We start from the raw sequence: 26,070 nt of genomic DNA, 5'->3' as shown, positions 1-26,070 counted from the left end.
CGAGGCTAGGAGGGCGCATCGCACACAGATGAGGGAGGGAACATCTGCGGCATCAAGACACGCCAGGAGAACCTTCGTTGCCGCGTCACCCTGCTTTGCACCTGATGTGCCAAGACGACGCTGCGGAACTCAAGTAACGGCAATATTCAAACATTCTGCAGGACCGTCATGGTCCGCCAAATTGCTTTCGACAACGCTAGGGCAGAAACTCATCTCCCCCGCACGTTTCATGTTTTGAATATAAGCGAGTCGTACAGCAGCAGCTATCGCTAGATTTCACCAATAAAATGCTGTGGGTATGCGGCCCTTTGCAGGGGGCCGCCAAGTATAGTCCCGTTATGCTTGGATCAGCTGCGCCGGTCGGGCATCAAGCTTGCTAACGCTGCGCCTTTTTCAGCGTTTCCAGGCGGTACTGCAGCAAGCGGATCATGCGCCTGTCGAAATTGGCCGCCTCCGTCCGATCGAACCGGGCCTGATCCTTGTCATGGGCGGCAATCGCTTCCGCGCTGGCGGTGGTGACGCTTTCCTGCATCTTTTCACAGTCAGTCTGCGGCCTCAGAGCCAGAAACATCTTCTCCATCTTGCGGGCGTGATTGCGGGCGATCTCTGCGTGCCGCTCCTCGTGCCGCTTGATGTCGCTCGACAATGTGTCCCAGACCAGGGCAAGGTCGCGGCCGGCCTGAGGGCGATGCTTCCAGCGTGGCAGGATGATGCGGGTGCTGAGCGTAACGCGAGCGGCACCCACCGCGCAACGACCACCGCGATTGACGTAGGTGATCGTGCCGCCGAACTTGATGCGCGTGGCGCCCGGATGGCGGGCACCGGTCGACTTCATCATCGGCCCGCCCTTGGACAGGGCGTTGTCGAGTTCGGCCGCCGTGCGCCCGCCGATCGAAAAATACGAAAAGCTCTTGTTGATAACCGTCTCGCCGGACGCAGCGCCCAGAGGCATGGCAACCAGAAGCGCAAGAAGGGCGGCTTTGAACGGGAGGCGTACTCGGGACATCAATACGGAGTTCTCTTTAGTTGAACTTCAATCAAGCTTGGGGCATAGCCAGCGCGGGTGCAACAGCAAATCGAAATGGATCACCTGCTGCGCATCGTGAGGGGAAATGACTTACAATCCATTTCTAAAGTTTCATTGGACACTGGCGCATGGGCGTAGCGTCGAACTGGGCTCGCGTGGCGTTTTGATGGCGATCATCAACGTTACCCCGGATTCTTTCTCGGACGGCGGGCGTTTCGCGAGTACCGCGGCGGCGGTTACGCAGGGCAAGCGCTGTCTCGACGACGGCGCCGAGATCCTCGATGTCGGCGGTGAATCGACCAGGCCCGATGCGGCGCCGGTGAGTGCCGAAGAAGAGCAGCGCCGTATCCTTCCGGTCATCGCAGCCCTGGCGCGCGAAACCGACGCACTCATTTCGGTCGATACCTACAGGGCAGAAACCGCGCGGCTTGCGGTCGAGGCCGGCGCCCATATCGTCAACGACGTCCACGGCCTTCAGCGCGAACCGGATATTGCAAATGTAGCTGCGCAGACCGGGGCAGGGCTGTGCATCATGCATACCGGACGCGATCGGCAGAAACTGGGTGACGTGGTGGCGGACCAGTTCCAGTTCCTGGACCGCTCGCTTGAGATCGCGGCGGAGGCCGGCGTCGAACGCGAGCGCATCGTGCTCGATCCGGGTTTCGGTTTTGCCAAGGATACGGACGAGAACGTGGAGTTGATGGCGCGTTTCGCGGAACTGCACCGGTTCGAGCGGCCCTTTCTGGTGGGCACCTCCCGCAAGCGTTTCCTTGGCGCCGTCACCGGGCGGGAGCCGGCGGAGCGCGATGCCGCGACCGCGGCGACAACAGCATTGCTGCGTATCGCGGGTGCCGCCATTTTCCGCGTACATGATGTCGCAAACAGCAGGGATGCGTTGATGATGGCGGATGCTATGCTGAGTGCAAAGAAGAGATGACGGGGCAAGAGACCATGAGCGCGACCTACACGATTACCTTGAAAAACTGTGCCTTCTTCGCGCGCCATGGCGTTCTCGACGAGGAAGAGTTCCTCGGGCAGCGGTTTTTCGTCGACGCCGAACTCGAAGTGGATCAGGGCAACGCGCTGGTCGACGATTCGATCGACGATACCGTGCACTACGGTATCGTCTTCACTGAGATCGAACGCATCGTCACTGGGCGTCGCCGCTATCTGATCGAAGCGCTTGCCCTTGAGGTAGCAAAGACGCTTTGCGTGCGCTTCCCGCAGATCCGCCGTGCGAAGATTTCCGTGCGCAAGCCGAATGCCCCCGTGCCCGGCGTGCTCGACTATGTCGCGGTGACGGTCGAGCATGTCGCCTGACATGACCGGCGCGATTGCGACACTGGGGCTCGGCGGCAATCTGGGCGAGCCGCGCAGGGCCATGGCCGACGCGCTGCAGATGCTCGATGCCAGGCGCGATTGCTCGGTTCGGGCGGTTTCGCGGCTGTTTCGCACGCCCCCCTGGGGCAAGACCGACCAGGCCTGGTTTTTCAACGCCTGCGCAGAGATCGAAACCACGCTAGGGCCGGAAGCCTTGCTCGACGTTTGCCTCGATATCGAGCGGCAGATGAAGCGGGTGCGTGACGAGCGTTGGGGCCCCCGAACGATTGATATCGATGTCCTGACCTATGACGCGTTGTCCCAGGCCGATGCCAGGCTGGAATTACCGCATCCACGCATGACGGCGCGCGGTTTCGTGCTGATGCCGCTTGCTGACTTCGCGCCGGCGATGACGGTCGATGGGCGCGCGATCGAAGACTGGCTGGCGGATGCAGACGTCAGCGGCATCGAAGTGGCCGACGAAGACAGGCAATGGTGGCGGGCTACGGCCGCGAACCAGGCCGGATAACAGCAAAAGCCCGGGTGTTCGACCCGGGCTTTTTGTTTGAATGGAGCTTTGCTGCTTACTTGATCGAGCCGACGGCGATGTTGTCGACCTGGCGGTTGAGGCTGACGCCGATTACCGGGACCATGGCATTCTCGACCTTGACCGAGATCGTGATGTTCATCGTCGAGTCGTCCTGAAGCCGGGCGATCATTGCGCCGTTCAGCTTCTTGCGGTTGATGCCGACGACGACCTTGTCCTTGGCGACATTGCCTGACACGATATCGAGACCCTTGCCGCCGGCGCCGTCGAGAAACTTGCCGGTGTATGTGTTGCCCTTCTGGGTGATCAGCGCCGACATCGGCTGCTTGAACACGCCGACGCGGCAGAAACCGTCAAGCTTGATGCCGGCGTCGCTGCCTGAAACCGCTTCACCGGCGAGATCGCAGGTGAACTTCGTGCCCTTGTACTTGCCGGCGACGATCTCGCCCGGACCCTTCCACTGGCCGGAAACTTTCTCGAAGAAAGCCTTGTCCTTGCCGCCGGAGAGGGCTGGCGAAGCAACGCCGACGGTTGCTGCAAGCGCGAAAGCGGCAGCGCCGCGAGCGATCAAAGAAGGGCGCGAGAACATAAACGATCCTTGATGGGTCAACGTCCGAAACTAGGAGCCACATTTGCGCGCAAATGGTTAATGGACGGTTTCTTTCGGGTGGATATCAAGGCATCTTTGTGACGACGGAGCCGATCCCGTCGGCGTTGGTTGCCTCGTCGCAACATGCTGATGACCGATCACCATGATGTGCGCCGATGCGCGCAGACGTGTTTATGAAACTTCGTCGCCGGGGGATACGTATGCACTTGAAACACAGGAGGTTTCAAGATGGCGGCGGCTGACAACGGCACTGAGCAGACCGACCGTTCCATGTCCCTTGTGGTCAGGCGGCATGCACTTGTCACCCGGCTGACCCATTGGCTGTGGGCATTGGCATTGTTCTTTCTGCTCCTGAGCGGACTGCAGATCTTCAACGCCCATCCGGCGCTTTATGTCGGACAGCAATCGGGCTTCGCCTTCGACAACAGCGTTCTTTCTATCAACGCCACGCGCACAGCGGATGGTGACGTCCGTGGCGTGACGACGTTCTTCGGTCATGGGTTCGACACGACGGGGATGCTTGGGGTCAGCGGCCCCGTGGACCGGCGCGCCTACAGGGCGTTTCCCTCCTGGCTGACGGTTCCATCCTATCAGGATCTGGCGACGGGCCGGGTGGTGCACTTCTTCTTCGCCTGGGTCTTTGCAACGGTCTTTGTCGCGTGGATCATCGCCAGCATCATCAATGGCCACCTGCGCCGCGATATCGTGCCATCGGGCGAAGACCTGCGCGGCTTGCCACGGAGTGTCCTGCGTCATCTGCGCTTCCAGTTTGATCATGGTCGCCGCTACAACGGCTTGCAGAAACTCTCCTACGCCATTGTCTTACTGATATTTTTTCCGCTGATGATCCTCACCGGCATGTCGATGTCGCCGGGCATGAATGCGGCTTGGCCGTGGCTGCTCGATGTCTTCGGTGGGCGGCAGACGGCGCGCACGATCCACTTCGTGATCATGCTCCTCCTTGTTCTGTTCTTTGTCGTCCACATCTTCATGGTTTTTGCCGCAGGCCCCATCAACGAGTTGCGCTCGATGATATCGGGCCGTTACCGCATCGATAGCGAACCACACCAGCAGGAGGCGGGCCGATGAGCCGGCTCTTGATCACGCGCAGGCGGCTCTTGACGGCTGCCGGTCTTGCCGGGGCAACGCTGCCGTTGGCCGGATGTGACGCTTTTGACGGCCTGTTGCAGAACCGCACCCCGGTTCGGGATGTCCTGGCCTCGGCCAACGGCCTGACCTATCGGGTGCAACGGCTGCTGGCGGATGCTGACCGGCTGGCGCCGGAGTTTGCCGAGAGTGAAATCCGCCAGGGCCAAAGGCCGAACGGTTCTACCGACCCGACCGACGAGCCGTACATCGCACTCCGCCAGCAGGACTTCTCCGGATACAGCCTCGGTGTAACCGGGCTGGTCGAAAGACCGCTCAGCCTGACATTGACGGAGCTCCGGAACATGCCGTCGCGCACACAGATCACCCGCCATGACTGCGTCGAGGGCTGGAGCTGTATTGCCAAATGGACCGGCGTTCCGCTTGCCAGGGTGCTCGATGAAGCGAGGGTCAGGCCGGAAGCGCGCTATGTCGTCTTCCATTGCTTCGATCGCATGAACCTCGGGCTTTCCGGGGAGACGGCCTATTACGAATCGATCGATCTCATCGACGCGCGTCATCCGCAGACTATTCTTGCCTATGGATTGAACGGCAAACCGCTGCCGGTCGAAAACGGCGCACCGCTTCGCGTGCGCATCGAGCGGCAGCTTGGCTACAAGATGGCGAAGTACATCAGCGCCATCGAGGTCGTTTCCGACCTTTCACCGTTTGGCCGCGGCCGCGGCGGTTTCTGGGAAGACCTCGGTTATGACTGGTATGCGGGGATATAGCTCGCCGTCAGCTGACGTCATTCGGGCCCGACGCACGTCCCGCACCCGGCGTGAGGTCCGAGAGAAAGTCGCCGATCCCCGGGCGCTTCAGCGCACGGAAGGGCATTGGCCGGCAGAGATCCATGGCGGCGATGCCGATGCGGGCCGTCATCAACCCGTTGATCACGCCTTCGCCAAGCCGCGCCGAGAGCTTCGAGGCAAGGCCGTGGCCAAGAACCTGCTGGATCAGGCTGTCGCCGGCCGCGATCGAGCCGGTCACCGCCAGGTGGGCAATGACGTCCCGCATCAGCCGGATCATCCCCAGCGTACCCGGGCGACCGCCGTAAAGCTCGGCCATGGCACGGATCATGCGGGTCGATTCATAAAGCACATAGCCGAGATCGACCAGCGCGCGCGGGCTGACAGCAGTGACGATCGACACCCGCTTGGATGCCGCCAGGATTATGCGCCGCGCCTCGCGGTCGAGCGGCGTCAGCAATTCGCGCTCCGTCAGGTCGAGCAGATGCGGGCCGTCGATGATCTCGCCTTGCGTCTCCTTGAGGCGCGTCCGGCCGCGTGCGGTACGCGGATTGGTGGCCAGAAGATGCACGAGCTTGTCCGAAGCCGATCGCGCCAGCTTGGTGTTGCCGGAGGCAGCTGCACTCTCGGTCTCCGACTTCAGGGCCTGCACAGCCGTCAGCTGCATCATGCCCGAAAGCTCGCGGGCGACAACGACCAGCAATGCCAGAAGGCCAACGGCGACGACACCCATCGCGCTATAGCCGAGCCAGTCGGCGCGGGAGAACAGGTCGCGGATCAGGCGATCAACCCAAAGCCCCGTTGCCAATGACAGGAGAATGCCGAACGCCCCGATCGCGATCCTGCCAACGGAAAAACGGCGTCTGCGCGGGCTTGCCTCCGGCAGCGCGTGGCTTTCGACGGCCAGTGTCGTCTCGCGGAAAGGATCCTCCGCGTCCGGCGTCAGGACCACCCTGTCGTCGAAGCTTGCCGGCGCGCGGCGAGGGCGGATGCCTTCGGCGGGCTTCGGATCAGGATCCGGACTGACCGAAAACGCCCCGGGCTTTCGGCCCTTGCCGGTGAAATCGTCGCTCATGCCAGCCGATCTCCAAACAGGAACTGCATCGCCCGGTCGAGCCGAATATGCGGCACCGACAGCTTCAGCCCACCTCCGGTTTCCTCGAGATGCGGTGGCCGGAACCGCACGAAGCTGAGCTCCGGCATCGGGTGGGCGTCGCCGAATGTCAGTGCCTTGGAATCCGCATCAACAGCCTTGAAAAGAACTTCAGGATCATCCGGCAAGTCACCGGGAAATATAGCTGTTTTCCGTTCGCCATCGAACACGTCGCCGTTGATCCTCTCGCCGGCGATCGGTGTGCCGACGATGACGGGAAGTGTGTGGCCGCCGTGATCTACCGTTGCTTCGCGGGTCGCGCGCACGGAGGCAATCGCCATGACCTCGAGGCCCGCGCCGCTCATGCCGATGCTCGCCGCAGCCCGGCTGACGAGGCGCGCCGTGATGCGCTCGAGGCGGTCATGGCTTTCATGGTGCAGGTGATCGGCCTTGGTGGCGGCGATCAGCACCTTGTCGATCCGGCGGGTCAAAAGCGAGGACAGCCAGCTGTTCGTGCCGGGGCGAAAGCACGCCAGTACGTCGGCGAGCGCCTGTTCAAGATCGAGCAGGGCTTCCGGACCGCCATTGATCGCCTGCAGTGCGTCTACCAGCACGATCTGCCGGTCGAGCCGGGCAAAATGCTCGCGAAAGAACGGGCTGACCACGTGCTTCTTATAGGCCTCGTAGCGTCGCTCCATCATCGCCCAGAGCGAACCTTTCGGCGCACGGCCATCCGGCAGGTCGGGAAGTGGCGAGAAGGTCAGCGCCGGCGACCCTTCCAGGTCGCCCGGCATCAGGAACCGTCCGGGCGGCAGCGTCGAGGGCGAGCTGGCGTCGGCCTTGCAGGCCTTCAGGTAGGCCGTGAAGCTTTCGGCGAGCCGGCGCGCGCTGCTTTCATCGGCAACCGCGGTCGATCCCGCCGACTGGGCGAGCGTCAGCCAGTCCGCCGACAGCTTGGCGCGACCGAGAGCACGGGCGCGCGCTACCGAATTGTCGCTGAATGCCTTGAAATCCTGAGCAAGCAGCGGCAGGTCCAGCAGCCACTCGCCGGGATAGTCGACGATGTCGAGCGACAGGCGGCCCGCCGAGAACATCCGGTTCCAGCCGCTGGCGCTCTCGAAATCGAGGGTAATGCGCAGTTGCGAGATCGCCCGGGTCGAATCCGGCCAGATGCGATCGCGAACCAATGCGGCAATATGATCCTCGTATTGAAAACGCGGCACCGCATCATCCGGCTGCGGCTCCAGCCTGATCTTAGAGACGCGGCCGGAGCGCACCGCCTCAAAGACCGGCAGGCGTCCGCCGTTGAGCAGGTTGTGGACCAGGGACGAAATGAAGACAGTCTTGCCGGCGCGCGAAAGCCCGGTGACCCCGAGCCGGATCGACGGATTGACGAGGCCCGATGCGCGGTCGGTGAGATTGTCGAATGCAATCAGGGCGTCGTCTTTGAAGCTGGTCAGATTTGGCGCCAAGTCGTGCTATCCCTCGCGGACCCTGCCGCTCTTGTTCGTGCCCTATGCCCTGCGCCGAGATGAACGGCGGTTGCGCATTGCCTTGGCGATATAGGAAATATTTCCCGCACCGCAACAATTGCCTGTCATTTAGCCCGGCCCGTCGGCAACATCAGTGACACGAGCGTCGCCGTCGCCGCGCCGACGCCTGGCCACACATCAAGGATCGCAAGAGCTGCGGGCGGATATCCATGCGGAAGGGTATCTTCAGCCGCTTGGCTTCCGGCAAATCGGCGGAACAGCTCGTCGATCATGGGATTGTGCCCGACGATCATCAGTGAAGTCAGGTGCCTGTTTGCGTCGATGATATCCGCGTAGACGCTTGCCGGCCCGGAGTAGAGTTCGTCCACGTAACTGATGTCGAGGTCTTCACTGAGGGTGCGCAAGAACGGTTCGACGGTCTGACGGCAACGCACAGCGGTCGAGCACAGGATCAGATCCGGCCGGATGCCGCCATCGGACGCCATCTCGGCGATCAGATCCGCTTCGGCATAGCCTGTGGCGTCGAGCGCCCGGTCGAAATCGCGCTGCCCAGGCAGCGCCCAGCCGGATTGGGCATGACGCAGAAGGAAGAGGCGGAAGGGCCTGGCGGCGCTGTCTTGCATGGGATGAATTCCGGTCGCTGCCAGCCGCGGGTCGCGGCCGGATCGGGTATCGCCGAAGCAGGCCCTTGCGCGACTGCCGGCGGATCACCACCTTTTCCCATCGATGATGCAAAGATCAAGCTGCGAGACGCTTTTTTCCGGGGATTGCGCCAATGCGCGCAGGCCCGAAATGCCAGATTGGCAAAGACCGTCGATGCGGCGATAGGACATCCAGGTTAAGGCCGGTCTTCTTGGTGCAGAGTAGGTGATCATCTCTACGAATAAGATCTGATCTGTAATTTTGATGAAATATTCGCCAGTTAGCCTGAATTGCAAGCATCGTTAAAATACGGTTGAGTGTTTAATCCGAGGCTTGAATCGCGGCTTCCATGGGTCTATACACCGCCGCAATGAGATGTTCTTCAGGAGAATCGCGTTGAGTGAGAAGATCGATCTTAGTACCTTTGTTCTCTCCGAGGACGAGGAATTCATGAATGCCACCCACCGGGCCTATTTCCGGGCCAAGCTGAATGCTTGGAGAAACGACATCCTTCGCGAGGCGCGCGAGACACTGGATCACTTGGCCGAGGAGAGCGCCAATCATCCCGATCTCGCAGACCGAGCCTCTTCCGAAACAGACCGGGCAATCGAACTGAGAGCCCGGGACCGTCAGCGGAAGTTGATCTCCAAAATCGATTCCGCGTTGCAGCGGATAGATGAAGGGACCTACGGCTACTGCGAAGAAACGGGGGAGCCGATCGGCCTCAAGCGTCTCGACGCCCGACCGATCGCAACACTCTCGATCGAGGCGCAGGAGCGCCACGAGCGTCGGGAAAAGGTCTACAGAGACGAATAGATGTCCGGTTTCCGGAACTTTATCGAGAAAGAGGCGCGGGTCTGACCCGCGCCTCTTTCTGTTTTGCTCGATGGTAAAGTGCAGCGCCCGCGCTCAGGTGCGTCAGGGCTTACGGCCGGCAGAGATGTCGGCGAGCATGCGGTTCATCTCATCCTCGATCGTTGGTTCCTTGCGGGCTCCGTCCGAGGGGGCGCCGAGTACGGGCTCCTGTCGCACGGCCGCCGTCGTCGGCGCCCGGTTTTCCGGCCGGGCAACGGCATCCGTCGGTGCCAGACGCTGCAGGTCCCCAGTGATTTCCGCGTCGAGAATTCGCTCGAAGTCCGACAGCGTAGCCTGTTGCGGGGCTGGCAGCGGCTGGGCGACGGGTGCAGGGCGCTGTTCCTGTTGGGCCGGCTGTGCCGGCAACACGCGGCTGCGGGCGGCATCGAAGATACCTTCGACCTTCTCGCTTGCCTGGGCAGGAGAAACAATCTCGGGGGCGGGTGGTACAACCCTTGCGACCGGGCGCGGCTCCACAGCCATCACCGGCGCGGGGCGCTGCTCGACAGCCGGGCGGATCGCCGGCGCAGGCTCGGCCCGGGCAACTGGCTGTTCCTGCGGAATGGATGCCGGGCGCACAGGTGCTGCTGCAACCACCTCAGGCTGAACGGCGACGGGACGCGCCTGTACCGGTGATGCGGCAGGCGCCGGCACCTTGCTGCCGTTGCCGTTTGCAATCGAAGGTTCGATCGGCTTGCGCTCGTTGACAACAACGTTGTCGCTGCGCGACCCGTTGTCGTCTGCGGGTGCGATCCGGCTTTCGATGACGATATCCGTCGGGCCACCGATCATGATCAGGTGTTCGACGTCGTCGCGTCGAACGAGCACCAGCCGACGCCGGGTGTCCACGGCAGCCGCATCGAGAACCGCCAGGCGCGGTTGCCTGTTCTTGCCGCCACGAATGAAGGGCGACGATGGCCTGTTGCGCATGATCCAGAGCACGGCCACAAGGCACAAAAGCCCGATAGCAACGGCGCCAGCAGCGATAATGAATCGGCTACCGTTGTCTCCGACGATCGTTTCCATCATAGGCTGAACTCCTTTAGCCTTTCGAGTGGCAGTATTTGACGGCTTTTTTCGGGCTTGGACAAGCACTTCGCCGACATTCCCTGTGAATTGACAGCTGCGCTTCCGCACAGGTGCTTTTTGCTGTTATCTCTGATCGTTAAAGATGATTCCTATCCGAATGATCGAGGGCGTGTCGGCATTGGCCGATTTCATCCCGGAGGATTGTGCGGATGCCGGCCGGAGAGCCGGACCGTTCCGTCGTGCGACGGGCGGCATTGGCGGCAGATGAGGACCCGATGACGAAATTGCGCCAGTCAGGCGACTACCAGATGCCGGTTGTTGACCGTGGCGTCAGGCCGGGAACCGTCATGCGGATCGTGCTGCTTGCGATCGTGCTGACTGTGTCTGCGATCGCCTTTGTGATCTTCAAGAACGAACTCGACAACGAGATCGTGCTGGGCATCCTCGGCGTGCTCGCCATGGTCGGGATCTTCTTCCTCGTCTCGTCGGTCATCGGCTTCATCGAGGTGATGCCGCAATCACGGCCGGACGAGCTGGCGCGCGCCTTCCTCGATGCGCATGAAGATGGAACGATCGTCACTGACCGCAAGGGCAGGATCATCTATGCCAATGCGGCCTATGGTGCGTTGACCGGCGCAAAGAATTCAGCCGGCATCCAGTCGCTCGAAACGATCCTGTCGCGAAACCGCGAGGCGACGGAGGCGATCTATCGCCTCACGAACGGCCTGCACGAGGGCAAGCAGGGGCACGAGGAGTTTCGCCTGCTGAAGCCGCTGGCGACGGCGGCTTCCTCCAGTGGGTCTGGCGCGCACTGGTTTCGCCTGAAGGCGCGCGTGCTACCGCTGGAAGACACGGACCGCAACCCGCTCTATCTCTGGCAGATCGCCGACATTACGGCGGAACGCGACGATCAGGAGCGGTTCTTCAAGGAACTGCAAAACGCCATCGACTATCTCGACCACGCCCCGGCGGGATTCTTCTCAGCTGGCCGCAAGGGCGAGATTTTCTACATCAACGCCACTCTTGCCGATTGGCTCGGCATCGACCTGACGAAATTCCAGCCGGGCTCGATGAGCATCGGCGACCTGGTTGCCGGCGAGGGGCTGACGCTGGTGCAGTCGGTGCAGGCCGAGCCCGGGCTGAAGAAGACCAAGGTGCTGGACCTCGATCTGCGCAAGTCCAACGGCCAGAGCCTGCCGGTGCGCATGGTGCACCGGGTGTCGTCGGCGCGCGACGGCGCTCCGGGCGAGAGCCGGACGATCGTCATGTCGCGCGACGGTGGCGAGGACGAGGACCAGTCGGCGTCGAGCGCCGCCATGCGCTTTACCCGCTTCTTCAACAACACGCCGATGGCGATCGCTTCGGTCGACGGCAATGGCCGCATCCTTCGCACCAATGCGCCGTTCCTCAAGCTGTTTTCGGGTCTTGTTTCGCAGGATGATGTCGAGCGCGGTGCGCTGATCGAGACGGTCGTGCACTCGACGGAAAAGGGGCGCCTGCACGAAGCGCTTGCCGCGGCCAAGGATCGCCAGGGCGACATCGCTCCGATCGACGCGTTGCATCCGGCCGATGGCGAGCGCCACTTCCGCTTCTACATCAACGCCGTCATCGACCAGAGCGATCAGGCGCCTGAAGAGGCGGCGATCATCTATGCGCTTGAGATTACCGAGCAGAAGGCGCTCGAGAACCAGATGGCGCAGACGCAGAAGATGAATGCGGTCGGCACGCTTGCTGGCGGCATCGCCCACGACTTCAACAACGTGCTGACGGCAATCCTGCTGTCGTCCGATCACCTGCTTCTGTCGGCCCGTCCGGCGGATGCAAGCTTTGCCGATCTCATGGAGATCAAGCGCAACGCCAATCGGGCGGCCGTGCTCGTGCGGCAGCTGCTGGCGTTCTCGCGCAAGCAGACGATGCGGCCGACGGTTCTGAGCATGACCGACGTCATCGGCGATCTGCGCATGCTCGTCGATCGCATGACGGGAACCAACGTCAAGGTCGAGGTCGACTACGGGCGCGACCTCTGGCCGGTGCGCACGGATCTCGGCCAGTTCGAGCAGGTGCTGCTCAACCTCGCCGTCAATGCGCGCGATGCCATGCCTTCCGGCGGCATCATCACGCTTCGCACCCGCAATCTGCCGTCAAGCGAGATCGCCGCCCTTGGCCGGCGCGAGCTGCCGGAGGAGGATTTCGTGATGGTGGAGGTTTCCGACCAGGGAACCGGCATCCCGCCGGAAATCCTCGACAAGATTTTCGAGCCGTTCTTCACGACGAAGGAAGTTGGCAAGGGCACCGGCCTTGGCCTTTCGATGGTCTATGGCATCATCAAGCAGTCCGGCGGCTACATCTACCCGGAGTCCGAAGTCGGCAAGGGAACCACCTTCCGCATTCTGCTGCCGCGCCACATCGACATTCCTGAAGTCGTGGACGACCAGGCTTCGGGTGCCGCCGGCGAGACAATGGCATTGCCCCCGGTCGCAACGGTCGCCAAGCCCGTCGCCAAGGCCGAGGAACCAACCGACCTCACGGGCGATTCGGCCGTCGTTCTTCTCGTCGAGGATGAAGAGGCAGTACGTCGCGGCGGCAAGCGCATGCTCGAGACGCGTGGCTACACCGTGCATGAAGCAGGCTCGGGCGTCGAGGCGCTCGACATCATGGACGAGCTCGATGGTGCCGTCGACATCGTCGTTTCCGACGTGGTCATGCCGGAAATGGACGGGCCGACGCTCCTGACCGAATTGCGCAAGAAATACCCGGACCTGAAGTTCATCTTCGTCTCGGGCTATGCGGAAGACGCCTTCGCCCGCAATCTGCCGGCTGATGCCAAGTTCGGGTTCCTGCCGAAGCCGTTCTCGCTAAAGCAGCTGGCAGTGGCCGTGCGCGAGATGCTCGACTCCTGAGACGCGCCCCAACCGTTAGCCCAACAAAAAGCCCGACGCTTGCGCGCCGGGCTTTCTTTTTGTCCAGAATTGACTGACGCTCTTACTTCGCAGTCAGCGCCACAGCGATTTCACCGGCGAGGCGGGCATTGTTCTCCACCAGCGCGATGTTGGTTTCGAGGCTGCGTCCGTCTGTCAGGTGGAAGAGGTTGTCGAGCAGGTAGGGCGTGACGGCCTTGCCGGTGACGTCGTCGCGTTCGGCGTTGTCGATCGCGCGAGCGATGTAGATTTCCATCTCCTCACGCGGGATCTCGCTTTCGGCCGGAACCGGATTGGCAATCAGCATGCCGCCATCGACGCCGAGCTGTTCGCGCATGTTCTGGAAGTTGGCGATCGCCGCCGGGCTGTTGAGCATCAACGGGCTCTTCAGGCCCGAATCGCGCGACCAGAAGGCAGGGAAGACGTCGCTATCATAGGTGACGACCGGCACGCCGCGGGTTTCCAGAACTTCGAGCGTCTTCGGAATGTCGAGAATGGCCTTGGCGCCGGCGCAAACGACGATGACGGCCGTGCGGCCCAACTCTTCCAGATCGGCTGAAATATCGAAGGTCAGCTCGGCGCCACGGTGCACGCCGCCGATACCGCCGGTCGCAAACACGCGGATGCCGGCGCGGGCAGCCGCAATCATCGTGGCGGCGACGGTGGTCGCGCCGGTGCGGCGCTCGGCGATCGCAAAGGCGAGATCGGCCCGCGAGACCTTCATCGCTCCTTCGGTCTTTGCAAGCTCTTCGAGCTTGGCGTCGTCAAGGCCGATGTGCAGGACACCATGGATGACGGCGATGGTCGCCGGGACGGCACCCTGATCGCGGATGATCGCCTCGACGCTGCGGGCCATGTTGAGGTTGCCCGGATAGGGCATGCCATGGGTGATGATGGTCGATTCCAGTGCCACGATCGGCGCGCCACGCGCCTTGGCGGCTGCAACCTCGTCGGAATATTCCATCGGCAGGAAAGGGGAAGCGGGTTTGGTCATGGTTTTTCCTTGGGAGTTCGGCTGGCGGCGTTCATGCCAGCATTTGAGGCGCCGGCACAAGGGCCAGTGCCTGTTCAAGATTGGCCTGCGACATTTGTTCCGAGGCCGCCAGAGGCGAGCGCAGGGTGATACCCGCCGCAGCGATACCTTGCCTCAGGCATTCATCAAGCCCGCGCCCGGAAAGGCGGGCGGTGAGGAAGCCCGACGCCAGGGCATCGCCGGCGCCGGTGACATCGGCAAGTTCCGGCAGTGCCGGCGGTGTCGCGACGCACACCGTTTCTCGATCGAAGGCGACGACCGCCCGGCCGCCGCGGGTAACGACACCGCCATTGAGGCCGGCTGCGCGCAGAAGCGGCGGCCAGCCCTCGGCATCCGGGCAATCCTTGCCAGTCAGCGCCCGTGCCTCGGCCTCGTTCATGAACAGGTAGCTGACCTTGGCTAGGCTTTGCTGAAAGCGGACGACCTTTGCCGGCGAAACGGCGATGCCGGCGACGATGCGCCCGTCGGTGGAGGCGCGATCGACGAGGGCTGCAATCGTTTCCTCCGGCAGGTTGGCGTCCGTCAGCACCAGCCGGCTGTCGGCGATGGCCTCACGCAATGCGCGCCGCTGCAACTGTCGCGGCGAGAACAGCCGGTATAGGTCCATGTCGGCAAGCGCGATCACAAGATTGCCGTCACTCTCGATGATCGCAGTGTAGCTCGGCGTCTGGCGGTCAAGAAAGGTGAGGGGCGTGTCGATGACGCCGGCCGCGGCGGCGGCCGCAGTGACCATCTCGCCGGCGGCGTCACCGCCGCGCGTGCTGATCATTCTGACGCTATGCCCCAGCCGCGCCAGGTTGCGCGCAGCATTGAATCCACCGCCTCCGGCCTCTTCAAACCAGGAGCCGGGATTGCTGGACCCGGGCGCCGTCGCGCCCGCGATGCGTCCGCGCCGATCGATGTGGGCCCCGCCAAAGACGGCGATTTCGCCTTCCGTCATGAATCTTCCTCTGCTGTCTCTCGGGCGAATCGGATCGGGACTGTTCATCGTTTCCAGGCCCGCAGCGCGATGCTGGAAAAATCACGCCCCAAAGCGTGAACATGAATCGAACGCAATTCGAATTACCCATATTTTACAATGTCTTGTTCGGCTATTGCAAAACAGGAACAAAACATGTACAAAAACTCGTGCGGCGGCTTCATTGCCTCAGTAGCTTCAATAACCTAAAGGTGGACGAAATGGCACAAAACTCTTTGCGGCTCGTAGAGGACAAATCGGTGGATAAAAGCAAGGCACTTGAAGCGGCACTTTCCCAGATCGAACGGTCGTTCGGCAAGGGATCGATCATGAAGCTCGGTGGGAAGGACAGCATCATCGAGATCGAGACGGTTTCGACCGGCTCTCTCAGCCTCGACATCGCACTCGGCATTGGCGGCCTGCCGAAGGGTCGCATCATCGAGATCTACGGCCCGGAAAGCTCGGGCAAGACGACGCTTGCATTGCAGACGATCGCCGAAGCACAGAAGAAGGGCGGCATCTGCGCCTTCGTCGACGCCGAACACGCACTCGACCCGGTTTATGCGCGCAAGCTGGGTGTCGACCTCGAAAACCTGCTGATCTCGCAGCCCGACACCGGCGAACAGGCGCTTGAAATCACCGACACGCTGGTCCGCTCCGGAGCGATCGACGTTCTCGTCATCGACTCGGTCGCCGCACTCGTGCCACGCGCCGAAATCGAAGGCGAAATGGGCGACAGCCTGCCGGGCATGCAGGCCCGCCTGATGAGCCAGGCGCTGCGCAAGCTGACTGCCTCGATCTCGAAGTCCAACTGCATGGTCGTCTTCATCAACCAGATCCGCATGAAGATCGGCGTCATGTTCGGTTCGCCGGAAACGACGACCGGCGGCAACGCGCTGAAATTCTACGCTTCGGTTCGCCTCGACATCCGCCGCATCGGTTCCGTCAAGGAGCGCGAAGAGGTCGTCGGCAACCAGACCCGCGTCAAGGTCGTCAAGAACAAGATGGCGCCTCCCTTCAAGCAGGTCGAATTCGACATCATGTATGGCGAAGGTGTCTCCAAGACCGGCGAACTCGTCGATCTCGGCGTCAAGGCCGGCCTCGTCGAGAAGTCGGGCGCCTGGTTCTCCTATAACAGCCAGCGCCTCGGCCAGGGCCGCGAAAACGCCAAGTCGTTCCTTAGGGACAATCCGGACCTGGCACGCGAGATCGAGACGGCTCTGCGCCAGAACGCTGGCCTGATCGCCGACCGTTTCCTGGAGAACGGTGGTCCGGAAGCGGACGACGGCGACGACGCTGCCGAAGCATAATTGTCACGCCAAGCGTGTGCGTTCAAAACCGGTCGCCTTCTATGGCGGCCGGTTTTTTGCTGCCGTCTGGACAGCATGATACGCGAACGATAAAAGCCTGTGGTTCCGGCGGCCGTGGGCGTTGGAGGGCGTAGCCGTCAGGGACGGCTGCGGGGTTGAAGGACAACGGCAAGGGGCGCGGCAAATGCCGGGGCTTGGGCCTGAATTGGTGCACAGATAGGACGCAAGATGAGCGGCGTGAATGAAATCCGGTCGACGTTTCTCGACTATTTCCGCAGAAATGGTCACGAGGTGGTGTCGTCGAGCCCGTTGGTGCCGCGCAACGACCCGACGCTGATGTTCACCAATGCCGGCATGGTGCAGTTCAAGAACGTCTTCACCGGGCTCGAGCAGCGTCCCTATTCGACGGCCGTGACCGCGCAGAAATGCGTGCGCGCCGGCGGCAAGCATAACGACCTCGACAATGTCGGTTATACCGCGCGCCACCACACGTTCTTCGAGATGCTCGGCAACTTCTCCTTCGGCGACTACTTCAAGGAAAACGCCATCGAGCTTGCCTGGAACCTGATCACCAAGGAGTATGGGCTCGACGCCAAGCGCCTGCTGGTCACTGTCTATCACACCGACGACGAGGCCTTCGGCCTGTGGAAGAAGATCGCCGGTCTCTCCGAAGACCGTATCATCCGCATCCCGACCAGCGACAATTTCTGGGCCATGGGCGATACCGGCCCTTGCGGCCCTTGCTCGGAAATCTTCTACGATCATGGCGACAAGATCTGGGGCGGACCTCCGGGTTCGGCCGACGAGGACGGCGACCGCTTCATCGAGATCTGGAACCTCGTCTTCATGCAGTACGAGCAGATCACCAGGGAAGAACGGGTCAACCTGCCGCGTCCGTCGATCGACACCGGCATGGGCCTCGAGCGCCTGGCCGCCGTGCTGCAGGGCCAGCACGACAACTATGACATCGACCTGTTCCGTGCGCTGATTGCTGCGTCCGAAGAAGCGACCGGCGTCAAGGCCGAGGGCGACCAGCGCGCCAGCCACCGGGTCATTGCCGATCACCTGCGCTCATCAGCCTTCCTGATCGCCGATGGCGTGCTGCCGTCCAACGAAGGCCGCGGATACGTCCTGCGCCGCATCATGCGCCGCGCCATGCGCCACGCCCAGCTGCTCGGCGCCCGCGATCCGCTGATGTGGAAGCTGCTGCCGGCACTCGTCGGCCAGATGGGCCGCGCCTATCCGGAACTGATGCGCGCCGAAGCGCTGATCTCCGAGACGCTGAAGCTCGAGGAAACACGCTTCCGCAAGACGCTGGAGCGCGGCCTCAACCTGCTTTCCGAAGCCTCGGCCGACCTTTCGGAAGGCGACCAGTTCAACGGCGAAACCGCCTTCAAGCTATACGACACCTATGGCTTCCCGCTCGACCTGACCCAGGACGCCTTGCGCGCCAAGGGTATTTCGGTCGACACCGACGCCTTCACCACGGCCATGCAGCGCCAGAAGGCCGAAGCGCGTGCCAGCTGGTCGGGCTCCGGCGAAGCGGCAACCGAAACCATCTGGTTCGAGCTGCGTGAAAAGCACGGCTCGACCGAGTTCCTCGGTTACGACACGGAAGTCGCAGAAGGCGTGATCCAGGCTATCGTGCGCGACGGCGCCGTCGCCCAGTCGGCGGCCAAGGGGGAAACGGTCCAGATCGTCCTCAACCAGACGCCGTTCTACGGCGAATCGGGTGGCCAGATGGGCGACACCGGCACCATCACCACCGATGGCGGCAAGCTTGTTGTCACCGACACGCAGAAGCGCGGCGAGGGGCTGTTCGTCCATTTCGGCGTCGTTGCTGAAGGCACGATCAAGGTTGGCGATGCGGCACAGCTCGAAGTCGACCACGCCCGGCGTTCGCGTCTGCGCGCCAACCACTCGGCCACGCACCTGCTGCATGAGGCGCTGCGCGAAGTGCTCGGCACGCACGTGGCCCAGAAGGGCTCGCTGGTCGCACCGGAGCGCCTGCGTTTCGACGTATCGCACCCGAAGCCGATGTCGGCCGAGGAGCTGAAGATCGTCGAGGAGATGGCAAACGAGATCATCGTTCAGAACACGCCGGTCACCACCCGCCTGATGAGCGTCGACGATGCGATTGCCGAAGGCGCGATGGCGCTCTTCGGTGAAAAATACGGCGACGAAGTACGCGTGGTCTCGATGGGCCAGGGCATTCATGGCTCCAAGGCGAACCGTCCCTATTCGGTCGAACTCTGCGGCGGAACGCACGTATCGGCGACCGGCGACATCGGTCTGGTCCGCGTCGTTTCCGAAAGTGCCGTCGGCGCTGGCGTTCGCCGCGTCGAGGCGCTGACGGGTGAGGCGGCTCGCGCCTACCTCAACGAGCAGGATGAGCGGGTCAAGACGCTTGCCAACACGCTCAAGGTTCAGCCGGGTGACGTGCTCGGCCGCGTCGAGGCGCTTCTCGACGAGCGTCGCAAGCTGGAACGTGAACTGACGGAAGCCAAGAAGAAGCTGGCGCTTGGCGGCGGCGGCGAAGCGGGTTCGGCCGATGCTGCCCGTGACATCGCCGGCATGCGCTTCCTCGGCAAGGTGGTTTCCGGCGTCGAGCCCAAGGACCTGAAGAGCCTGGCCGACGACGGCAAGAAGAGCCTCGGCTCCGGCGTCGTCGCCTTTGTCGGTGTCTCCGGCGACGGCAAGGCAAGCGCGGTCGTGGCCGTGACCGATGACCTGACCTCCAAGGTCAGCGCCGTCGATCTCGTGCGCGTCGCCTCGGTCGCTCTCGGCGGCAAGGGCGGCGGCGGACGCCCCGACATGGCCCAGGCCGGCGGCCCTGATGGCGAGAAGGCAGCCGAAGCAATCGAGGCTGTTGCCGTGGCATTGGCCGGCTAAGGCCAAGCGCTCACACTGGAATTTGAAGAAGGCGCCCGATTTCGGGCGCCTTTTTTCGTGTCTGCAAAGAGTGCCGCGCTGCGGGTTTGCCGCATGCCGCAAAACTCCGCAGGATTTGTCAAACTCGTCTATGGTCTACCGATCCGTGAGCAAAACGCGAAAGGTTCGGCATGGACGAGCAGGCAAGCTGGGCGGCCTATGAGAGACGTCTGCACAGGGTGAGCGACTATATCTACGGCCATCTCAACGAGGAGCTCGATCTCGATCGGCTCGCCGAGATCGCCTGCCTGTCGCCGCATCACTGGCACCGGATCTACCGGGCCGTCCACGGCGAGACGCTGGCGGCAACGGTCAAGCGGCTGCGGCTGCAGAAGGCCGCCGCCGATCTCGTGCAGACCGATCTTCCTGTCGAAGCGATCGCGCAGCGTTCTGGCTACCCGAACGTTCAATCCTTCAACCGCACCTTCAAGGCAGTCTACGGGCTACCGCCGGTGCGGTATCGCAAGGAGGGCAGCCACAAAACCTTCGAAACCGCGTCATCGGAAGGAATTGCGGACATGTATGAAGTCACCTTAAAGGAAATCGACAGTTTCGACGTCATCGGCGTGGCCCATACCGGGTCCTATATGGGCATCGGGAAGGCGTTCGAGACGCTCTACGGCACGCTGTTTTCGCGCAACCTTTTCCGCCCCGACATGGAAATGATCGGCATCTACCTCGATGATCCGGAGCTGGTGCCGACCGACAGGTTGCGCTCCTTTGCCTGTGTGTCGGCCAAGGGAGATTTGCCCGCCGATGCACCGCTGACGCCCCAGACGCTCGACGGCGGTCGCTATGCCGTTCTGCGCCACAAGGGCCCCTATGCGGATATGCCGCTGGCCTATCAATGGCTCTACGGCACCTGGTTGCCGCAGTCCGGTCGCGAAGTCCGTGACAGCCTGATGTTCGAGAAGTATCTCAACAATCCGCGCGAGGTTGCGCCGACCGAGCTCTTGAGCGAGATCTATCTGCCGCTGAAGTGATAGGTCACAGCCTCGACAGCTCTCGTCCAGTTGCTGTTGTCCGACCAAAAAGAAACCCGGCACTAGGCCGGGTTTCGCATTTCAGTCGCTTACTGGCGCCGATCAGGCAGCCATGGCCTTCTTCAGGTTTTCGTCGATCTTGTCGAGGAAGCCCGTGGTCGAGAGCCACGGCTGGTCGGGGCCGATCAGCAGCGCCAGGTCCTTGGTCATGAAGCCCGATTCGACCGTGTCTACGCAGACCTTTTCAAGCGTTTCCGAGAAACGGGCCAGCTCGGCATTGTCGTCGAGCTTGGCGCGGTGGGCAAGGCCACGGGTCCAGGCGAAGATCGAGGCGATCGAGTTGGTCGAAGTTTCCTCGCCCTTCTGGTGCTGGCGGTAGTGACGGGTCACCGTGCCGTGCGCAGCTTCTGCTTCGACCGTCTTGCCATCCGGCGTCATCAGAACCGAGGTCATCAGGCCGAGCGAGCCGAAGCCCTGGGCCACGATGTCGGACTGGACGTCGCCGTCGTAGTTCTTGCACGCCCAGACGTAGCCGCCGGACCACTTCAGCGCCGATGCGACCATGTCGTCGATCAGGCGGTGTTCGTACCAGATCTTCAGTTCCTTGAACTTGTCGGCGAATTCTTCGTCGAACACCTTCTGGAAGATGTCCTTGAAGCGGCCGTCATAGACCTTGAGGATGGTGTTCTTGGTCGACAGGTAAACCGGAACCTTGCGCTGGATGCCGTAGTTGAGCGACGCGCGAGCGAATTCGGTGATCGAATCGTCGAGGTTGTACATGCCCATGGCAACACCGGCCGACGGCGCGTCGAACACGTCGTATTCGATTTCCTTGCCGTCTTCGCCGACGAACTTCATCGTCAGCTTGCCCTTGCCGGGGAACTTGAAATCGGTCGCGCGGTACTGGTCGCCGAAGGCGTGACGGCCGACGATGATCGGCTTGGTCCAGCCCGGAACCAGGCGCGGTACGTTCTTGCAGATGATCGGCTCGCGGAAGATGACGCCGCCGAGGATGTTGCGGATGGTGCCGTTCGGCGACTTCCACATCTTCTTGAGCTTGAATTCTTCGACGCGGGCTTCGTCCGGGGTGATCGTGGCGCACTTGACGCCGACGCCGTGCTTCTTGATGGCGTTGGCAGCGTCGATCGTCACCTGGTCGTCGGTGGCGTCGCGGTTTTCCATGCCGAGGTCATAATACTCGAGGTCGATGTCGAGGTAGGGGTGGATCAGCTTGTCCTTGATGAACTGCCAGATGATGCGGGTCATCTCGTCGCCGTCGAGCTCGACGACCGGATTGGCGACCTTGATCTTTGCCATGAATATGCCTCGTAGTTTAGCGGGACAGCGGGAGCGATGTCCCTTCCTCTTTTGAAAAATCCTGTGCCCTATAGCATTGTGAAACGGCAAGGCAAAGCATGCTTGGCTGAAACTTTGGGTGGAGGATGAAACCACCTGAGGACAGCGCCCCGGGCGGTATTTCAGGGGTTTTTAATCCACCCGGCGCCTTGAAAAGATCAGGGGCGACGTTAATCAGAAAAGAGCAGCGAAGCGGCGCCGTTCGATGGTCGTCGCGGCAGGCAAAGGCATCCGATGGAAATCCGCTCCCGCGTGCGCGACTGGCTTCTGGCCAACGATCCGGCCTTTTCCCGGCTGCGCCAGGCAACACGCATCACCGCGACGATCGTTACGTCGGTTTTGCTGCTGATGGCATTTCACTTTCTCATCGCGCCGCTTCCACCGGCTGCCTATGGCCTAGCCGTTTCGCTGTCGATCGAAGGCGGGCTTGCGGTGCGCGATCGCACGCATGGCGAACAGCTGGTGACCCGCGTGATCGCGGTCGTGGTCGGCGTCTCCATGGTGGCGCTCGCCTCGTTGCTCGAAAGCCACCGCTACGTCTCGGACGTGGTGTTTCTGACGATCATCTTCCTGGCTGTTTATGGCAGATCCTTCGGACCCCGGTGGTTTGCCGTCGGCATGTTCGCCTTCATGTCCTATTTCATCGGCGCGTATCTGCGGCCGACGGCCGATCAGTTGCCGGCGTTGTTTCTTGGCGCGGCGGTTTCCGCAACGGTTGCCCACCTGGTGCGCACCGTCCTTCTGCCCGACAACCGCTACCGGGATCTACTGCGCGCCGCAGCAAGCGTCCAGCAGCGCGTCGACCAGATGCTGGAGGAATTGCTCGACGTCGCGCGCAAACCGATGCTGCTCGAAACGGATCGCACGAGGCTCCATCGCAGGGAAGAGCGCCTCAAGGAGGCGGTGCTGATGGCGGAAAGCTTTATTCCGACTGAAAACCGACGCCCGGAGCCTGAGCCGGGCCTGGCTTCCTCGGATGTGGTAATCAACCTCTTCGACCTGCACCTGGCCGCAGAAAGCGTGATCGTTCTCAGCCTTCAGGCAATGCCGCCCGTCGCCCTGATCGAAGCGATGCTTGCGCGCAACACGGCCGAGATCGAAGCGGAGACGGCACGCATCGACAAGACAAACGAGCGGCTCGCAGAAACAGCAAAGGCGCTCTCGTGGCTGCGCAACGTCCGGCAGCGGCTGGCGCGCAGCCTTGAAAATCTTGACGAGCATGACCTCGACGACCCGAGCAAACCCGAGACCGACCGACAGCCGATGCGTCTCGACCTGTCTGTCGACAATCCGGCACTCAAGTCCGCCATCCAGATTACGCTCGCCACCGGGATCGCCATGGTCTTCGGGCTGATGCTGTCGCGCGATCGCTGGTTCTGGGCGGTGCTGGCGGCCTTCCTCGTCTTCACCAATACGCGATCGCGCGGCGATACCGCGGTCAAGGCGCTGCAGCGCTCGGCCGGTACGCTGTTCGGCATCGTGGTCGGCATCGTCGTTGGCACGCTGGTCGCCGGTAACATCTATTTGGTGCTGCCGCTCTCAGCCCTCTGCGTCTTTCTCGCCTTCTACTTCCTTGCCGTTTCCTATGCGACGATGACGTTCTTCGTCTCGGTCGTGCTGTCTCTGCTCTACAGCCTGATGGGCGTGCTGACGCCGGAGCTGCTGCAGCTGCGCCTGGAAGAAACCCTGATCGGCTCGATCGCCGGTGCTGCGGTTGCCTTCGTCGTCTTTCCGACGCGAACGCGAACATCGCTCGATGCGGCGATCAAATCCTGGTGCGCAGAACTGACGGGCCTGATGCAGGCGGCGAGGGAAGGCCAGTCGGGCATGGCGTTGATCGTCCGGTCCCAGGCACTCGACCGAGCCTATCGCGATCTGGCGGCAGCGGCCAAGCCGCTTGGCGTTTCCTGGCAACTGGTGACGCGCCCGGGGCATGTGCGGCAGACGCTGGCGATTTTCATGGGCTGCACCTATTGGGCACGCGTCTTTGCCCGCCGTGTCGCCGACGAGGCTGATGCCGTTGACACAACCTTCCTCAATGACATCGACCAGAACCTCGCGCTTGTCCGCGCGATCGAGGAAAAGGGGGCCGGCTATTTCTACGACGTCGGCCGCGTCGCCGGACCGGTCGACCGGCACCTGCCGATATCGAAGGACGATGCCGAGCTGGGGCTGGAGATGATCGGGATCTCGCTCAACCGGCTGCATCCAGCTGCGGCCTGATGTCCACAGATGCCTGGACTTTAACTTTCCGGGCTTTTGTGCGAGGGAAACGGCGAACAGAAGACGAAGGCAAGAGACATGGCAGGCACCAACAGCGAACGAGAACTCCTGACCGAAGGACCGGCGATCATACTTGCCTATCCGCAGCTCGGCGAGAACATCGGCATGGTCGCCCGCGCCATGGCCAATTTCGGGCTGTCGGAACTGCGCCTCGTCAACCCGCGCGACGGTTGGCCGAACGAAAAAGCGCAATCGGCCGCCAGCCGCGCCGACCACGTCATCGAGGGCGCCAAGCTCTATGACACGCTTGAAGAGGCGATCGCCGACCTCAATTTCGTCTACGCGACGACGGCACGCGACCGCTACGGCTACAAGCCGGTGCGCTCGCCGATCATTGCCGCGCGCACGCTCAGGCAGCGCTTTGTCGCCGGCGAGGCGACCGGCATCATCTTCGGCCGTGAGCGCACCGGGCTTACCAACGAGGAGGTGGCGCTTGCCGACGAAATCGTCACCTTTCCCGTGAACCCGGCCTTTGCCTCGCTGAACCTTGCCCAGGCCGTGCTGCTCATGTCCTATGAGTGGCTGAAGACCGGCATGGAAAGCGAAGACCAGACGTCTTTCCAGGCACTGGAACAGCGCCCGGCGAAGAAGGATGATCTGCAGGGCCTGTTCGATCATCTTGAAGATGCGCTGGAAGCGCGCAACTATTTCCGCTCTGCCGACAAAAAGCCGAAATTGGTCGAAAATCTGCGGACCGTTCTGACCAGACCATCTTTCACCGAAACGGAAATCCGGGTGCTACGTGGCGTGATCTCGTCGCTTGACCGGTTCTCGCGCGAACATCCCCGCGGCTCCGGCGCGCCTGCCGACAGCAGCAGGGCCGAGACCAACAAGAAAGTATCAGACAGCGGTGACAGCGACTGACCTGAAACCCATTCTCGTCTTCGACAGCGGCATCGGCGGGCTCACGGTGCTGCGCGAGGCGCGGGTGCTGATGCCCGAGCGGCATTTCATCTACATCGCAGACGACGCCGGCTTTCCCTATGGCGGCTGGGAGGAAGAAGCGCTGCGGGCGCATGTCATTGCGCTTTTCGAGCGCCTTTTGGCCGAACACACCCCTGAAATCTGTGTCATTGCCTGCAACACAGCCTTCACCCTCGTCGGCGCAGATCTGCGCGCTGCCTTTCCGCAGATGACTTTCGTCGGAACCGTGCCGGCGATCAAGCCGGCGGCCGAGCGCACGCGCTCCGGGCTCGTCTCAGTCCTTGCAACACCCGGCACGGTCAAGCGCGCCTACACGCGCGACCTCATCCAGTCTTTCGCCACGCAATGCCACGTCCGCCTGGTCGGCTCGGAAAACCTCGCGCGGATGGCCGAGGCCTATATTCGCGGGGAGAAACTCGACGACGCCGAAGTGCTTGCCGAAATCGCGCCGTGTTTCGTCGAGATGGACGGCCGCAGGACCGACATTATCGTCCTTGCGTGCACGCATTACCCGTTCATGGCCAACCTGTTTCGCAAGCTGGCGCCATGGCCCGTCGACTGGCTGGATCCGGCCGAGGCGATCGCGCGGCGGGCGCGCTCGCTGGTGCCGTTGCCAAACGGTTTTGCGCCATTGAACGGCGAAGACCCGGCGATCTTCACATCGGGACAACCGGATTTTTCGACGAGACGCCTGATGCAGGGCTTCGGTTTGAAAGTGCGATAAACAGCGCTTTCTTATCTGTGGGTTTTGCGCTTTGTACCGGGAAAATTCCGGGGAAGGGTGCTAGACCTCAGGGCTTGCGGGCACTCGCCCGAAATCAGCGAGAGCATGTCCAGGGAACGTTGCGAAGCGGATTTCCGTC

At 62.3% G+C, this 26,070-nt stretch carries 22 protein-coding genes; 13 read left to right on the top strand and 9 right to left on the bottom strand.

Annotation, left to right across the window (positions count from 1 at the left end; all coding sequences use genetic code 11):
- Positions 1-376: 376 nt before the first annotated feature.
- Complete coding sequence (locus RTP54_RS09310) at positions 377-1,006, bottom strand: DUF922 domain-containing Zn-dependent protease (protein ID WP_112804870.1); 630 nt, start codon at positions 1,004-1,006, stop codon at positions 377-379.
- A gap of 106 nt (positions 1,007-1,112) precedes the next feature.
- Here RTP54_RS09310 and folP point away from each other — a divergent pair, with 106 nt between their 5' ends.
- Genes folP through folK form a run of 3 tightly spaced genes read left to right on the top strand, consistent with a single transcriptional unit; the run spans position 1,113 to position 2,876 of the window.
- The gene (gene folP, locus RTP54_RS09305; protein WP_312362115.1) at positions 1,113-1,964 is read left to right on the top strand and encodes a dihydropteroate synthase; all 852 of its coding nucleotides are present in this window, start codon (positions 1,113-1,115) and stop codon (positions 1,962-1,964) included.
- A gap of 14 nt (positions 1,965-1,978) precedes the next feature.
- The gene (gene folB, locus RTP54_RS09300) at positions 1,979-2,347 is read left to right on the top strand and encodes a dihydroneopterin aldolase (protein ID WP_112804874.1); all 369 of its coding nucleotides are present in this window, start codon (positions 1,979-1,981) and stop codon (positions 2,345-2,347) included.
- Positions 2,337-2,876 (top strand): 2-amino-4-hydroxy-6-hydroxymethyldihydropteridine diphosphokinase, encoded by a 540-nt coding sequence (gene folK / locus RTP54_RS09295; protein WP_312362111.1) that lies wholly within the window; start codon positions 2,337-2,339, stop codon positions 2,874-2,876. The genes folB and folK overlap by 11 nt, the downstream gene beginning before the upstream one ends.
- 55 nt (positions 2,877-2,931) lie before the next feature.
- Here folK and RTP54_RS09290 read toward each other — a convergent pair whose 3' ends face one another.
- A complete protein-coding gene (locus RTP54_RS09290) occupies positions 2,932-3,483 on the bottom strand; it encodes a hypothetical protein (protein WP_112804878.1) in 552 nt (183 codons plus the stop codon).
- A gap of 291 nt (positions 3,484-3,774) precedes the next feature.
- Between RTP54_RS09290 and RTP54_RS09285 the strand changes: the two genes are divergently transcribed.
- Positions 3,775-4,593 (top strand): cytochrome b/b6 domain-containing protein, encoded by an 819-nt coding sequence (locus RTP54_RS09285; protein WP_312363214.1) that lies wholly within the window; start codon positions 3,775-3,777, stop codon positions 4,591-4,593.
- Positions 4,590-5,381 carry a molybdopterin-binding protein gene (locus tag RTP54_RS09280; RefSeq protein WP_312362108.1) on the top strand — a complete coding sequence of 264 codons (792 nt, stop codon included), beginning with the start codon at positions 4,590-4,592 and terminating at the stop codon, positions 5,379-5,381. The genes RTP54_RS09285 and RTP54_RS09280 overlap by 4 nt, the downstream gene beginning before the upstream one ends.
- 7 nt (positions 5,382-5,388) lie before the next feature.
- Here RTP54_RS09280 and RTP54_RS09275 read toward each other — a convergent pair whose 3' ends face one another.
- From RTP54_RS09275 to RTP54_RS09265, 3 genes are all read right to left on the bottom strand, one after another.
- Complete coding sequence (locus RTP54_RS09275) at positions 5,389-6,474, bottom strand: TIGR01620 family protein (RefSeq protein ID WP_312362105.1); 1,086 nt, start codon at positions 6,472-6,474, stop codon at positions 5,389-5,391.
- Entirely contained in the window at positions 6,471-7,964 is a 1,494-nt protein-coding gene (locus RTP54_RS09270; protein WP_112804884.1) for a YcjX family protein, read from the bottom strand. The genes RTP54_RS09275 and RTP54_RS09270 overlap by 4 nt, the downstream gene beginning before the upstream one ends.
- Before the next feature lie 125 nt (positions 7,965-8,089).
- Complete coding sequence (locus RTP54_RS09265) at positions 8,090-8,608, bottom strand: histidine phosphatase family protein (protein ID WP_312362103.1); 519 nt, start codon at positions 8,606-8,608, stop codon at positions 8,090-8,092.
- Between the two features lie 415 nt (positions 8,609-9,023).
- Here RTP54_RS09265 and dksA point away from each other — a divergent pair, with 415 nt between their 5' ends.
- Complete coding sequence (gene dksA / locus RTP54_RS09260) at positions 9,024-9,443, top strand: RNA polymerase-binding protein DksA (RefSeq protein ID WP_112805284.1); 420 nt, start codon at positions 9,024-9,026, stop codon at positions 9,441-9,443.
- A gap of 102 nt (positions 9,444-9,545) precedes the next feature.
- On the opposite strand, the gene RTP54_RS09255 is transcribed toward dksA, so the two are convergent.
- Positions 9,546-10,511, bottom strand: a complete 966-nt coding sequence (locus tag RTP54_RS09255) for a flagellar biosynthetic protein FliO (protein WP_312362100.1) — start codon at positions 10,509-10,511, stop codon at positions 9,546-9,548.
- A gap of 275 nt (positions 10,512-10,786) precedes the next feature.
- On the opposite strand from RTP54_RS09255, the gene cckA reads away from it, so the two are divergent.
- The gene (cckA, locus tag RTP54_RS09250; RefSeq protein ID WP_312362098.1) at positions 10,787-13,411 is read left to right on the top strand and encodes a cell cycle histidine kinase CckA; all 2,625 of its coding nucleotides are present in this window, start codon (positions 10,787-10,789) and stop codon (positions 13,409-13,411) included.
- 82 nt (positions 13,412-13,493) lie between these two features.
- On the opposite strand, the gene RTP54_RS09245 is transcribed toward cckA, so the two are convergent.
- The gene (locus RTP54_RS09245) at positions 13,494-14,423 is read right to left on the bottom strand and encodes a pseudouridine-5'-phosphate glycosidase (RefSeq protein ID WP_112804892.1); all 930 of its coding nucleotides are present in this window, start codon (positions 14,421-14,423) and stop codon (positions 13,494-13,496) included.
- Between the two features lie 31 nt (positions 14,424-14,454).
- Entirely contained in the window at positions 14,455-15,402 is a 948-nt protein-coding gene (locus RTP54_RS09240; protein WP_312362095.1) for a carbohydrate kinase family protein, read from the bottom strand.
- Positions 15,403-15,641: 239 nt separating this feature from the next.
- Here RTP54_RS09240 and recA point away from each other — a divergent pair, with 239 nt between their 5' ends.
- The 3 genes from recA to RTP54_RS09225 all read left to right on the top strand — a co-directional run bounded on the left by recA (position 15,642) and on the right by RTP54_RS09225 (position 20,644).
- Positions 15,642-16,730, top strand: a complete 1,089-nt coding sequence (gene recA, locus RTP54_RS09235; RefSeq protein WP_112804896.1) for a recombinase RecA — start codon at positions 15,642-15,644, stop codon at positions 16,728-16,730.
- Between the two features lie 228 nt (positions 16,731-16,958).
- Positions 16,959-19,622 (top strand): alanine--tRNA ligase, encoded by a 2,664-nt coding sequence (alaS, locus tag RTP54_RS09230; protein ID WP_312362094.1) that lies wholly within the window; start codon positions 16,959-16,961, stop codon positions 19,620-19,622.
- Positions 19,623-19,792: 170 nt separating this feature from the next.
- A complete protein-coding gene (locus RTP54_RS09225; RefSeq protein WP_312362092.1) occupies positions 19,793-20,644 on the top strand; it encodes an AraC family transcriptional regulator in 852 nt (283 codons plus the stop codon).
- A gap of 102 nt (positions 20,645-20,746) precedes the next feature.
- Here the strand turns inward: RTP54_RS09225 and RTP54_RS09220 are convergent, their stop codons facing one another.
- Entirely contained in the window at positions 20,747-21,961 is a 1,215-nt protein-coding gene (locus RTP54_RS09220) for an NADP-dependent isocitrate dehydrogenase (RefSeq protein ID WP_112804901.1), read from the bottom strand.
- 273 nt (positions 21,962-22,234) lie between these two features.
- Here RTP54_RS09220 and RTP54_RS09215 point away from each other — a divergent pair, with 273 nt between their 5' ends.
- The 3 genes from RTP54_RS09215 (at position 22,235) to murI (ending at position 25,931) form a co-directional block, all read left to right on the top strand.
- The gene (locus RTP54_RS09215) at positions 22,235-24,223 is read left to right on the top strand and encodes an FUSC family protein (protein ID WP_312362087.1); all 1,989 of its coding nucleotides are present in this window, start codon (positions 22,235-22,237) and stop codon (positions 24,221-24,223) included.
- Positions 24,224-24,301: 78 nt separating this feature from the next.
- On the top strand, positions 24,302-25,147 hold the full coding sequence (locus RTP54_RS09210; protein WP_112804905.1) for an RNA methyltransferase: 846 nt from the start codon (positions 24,302-24,304) through the stop codon (positions 25,145-25,147).
- Positions 25,134-25,931, top strand: a complete 798-nt coding sequence (gene murI, locus RTP54_RS09205) for a glutamate racemase (protein WP_312362086.1) — start codon at positions 25,134-25,136, stop codon at positions 25,929-25,931. Before RTP54_RS09210 ends, murI begins: the two co-directional genes overlap by 14 nt.
- The last annotated feature ends 139 nt before the right edge of the window (positions 25,932-26,070 follow it).

The organism is Ensifer sp. (genome assembly GCF_031989085.1).
Taxonomy (GTDB): Bacteria; Pseudomonadota; Alphaproteobacteria; order Rhizobiales; family Rhizobiaceae; genus Ensifer.
The sequence above is the reverse complement of the archived record's forward strand: the minus strand, read 5'-3'. Positions and strand labels throughout refer to the sequence as shown.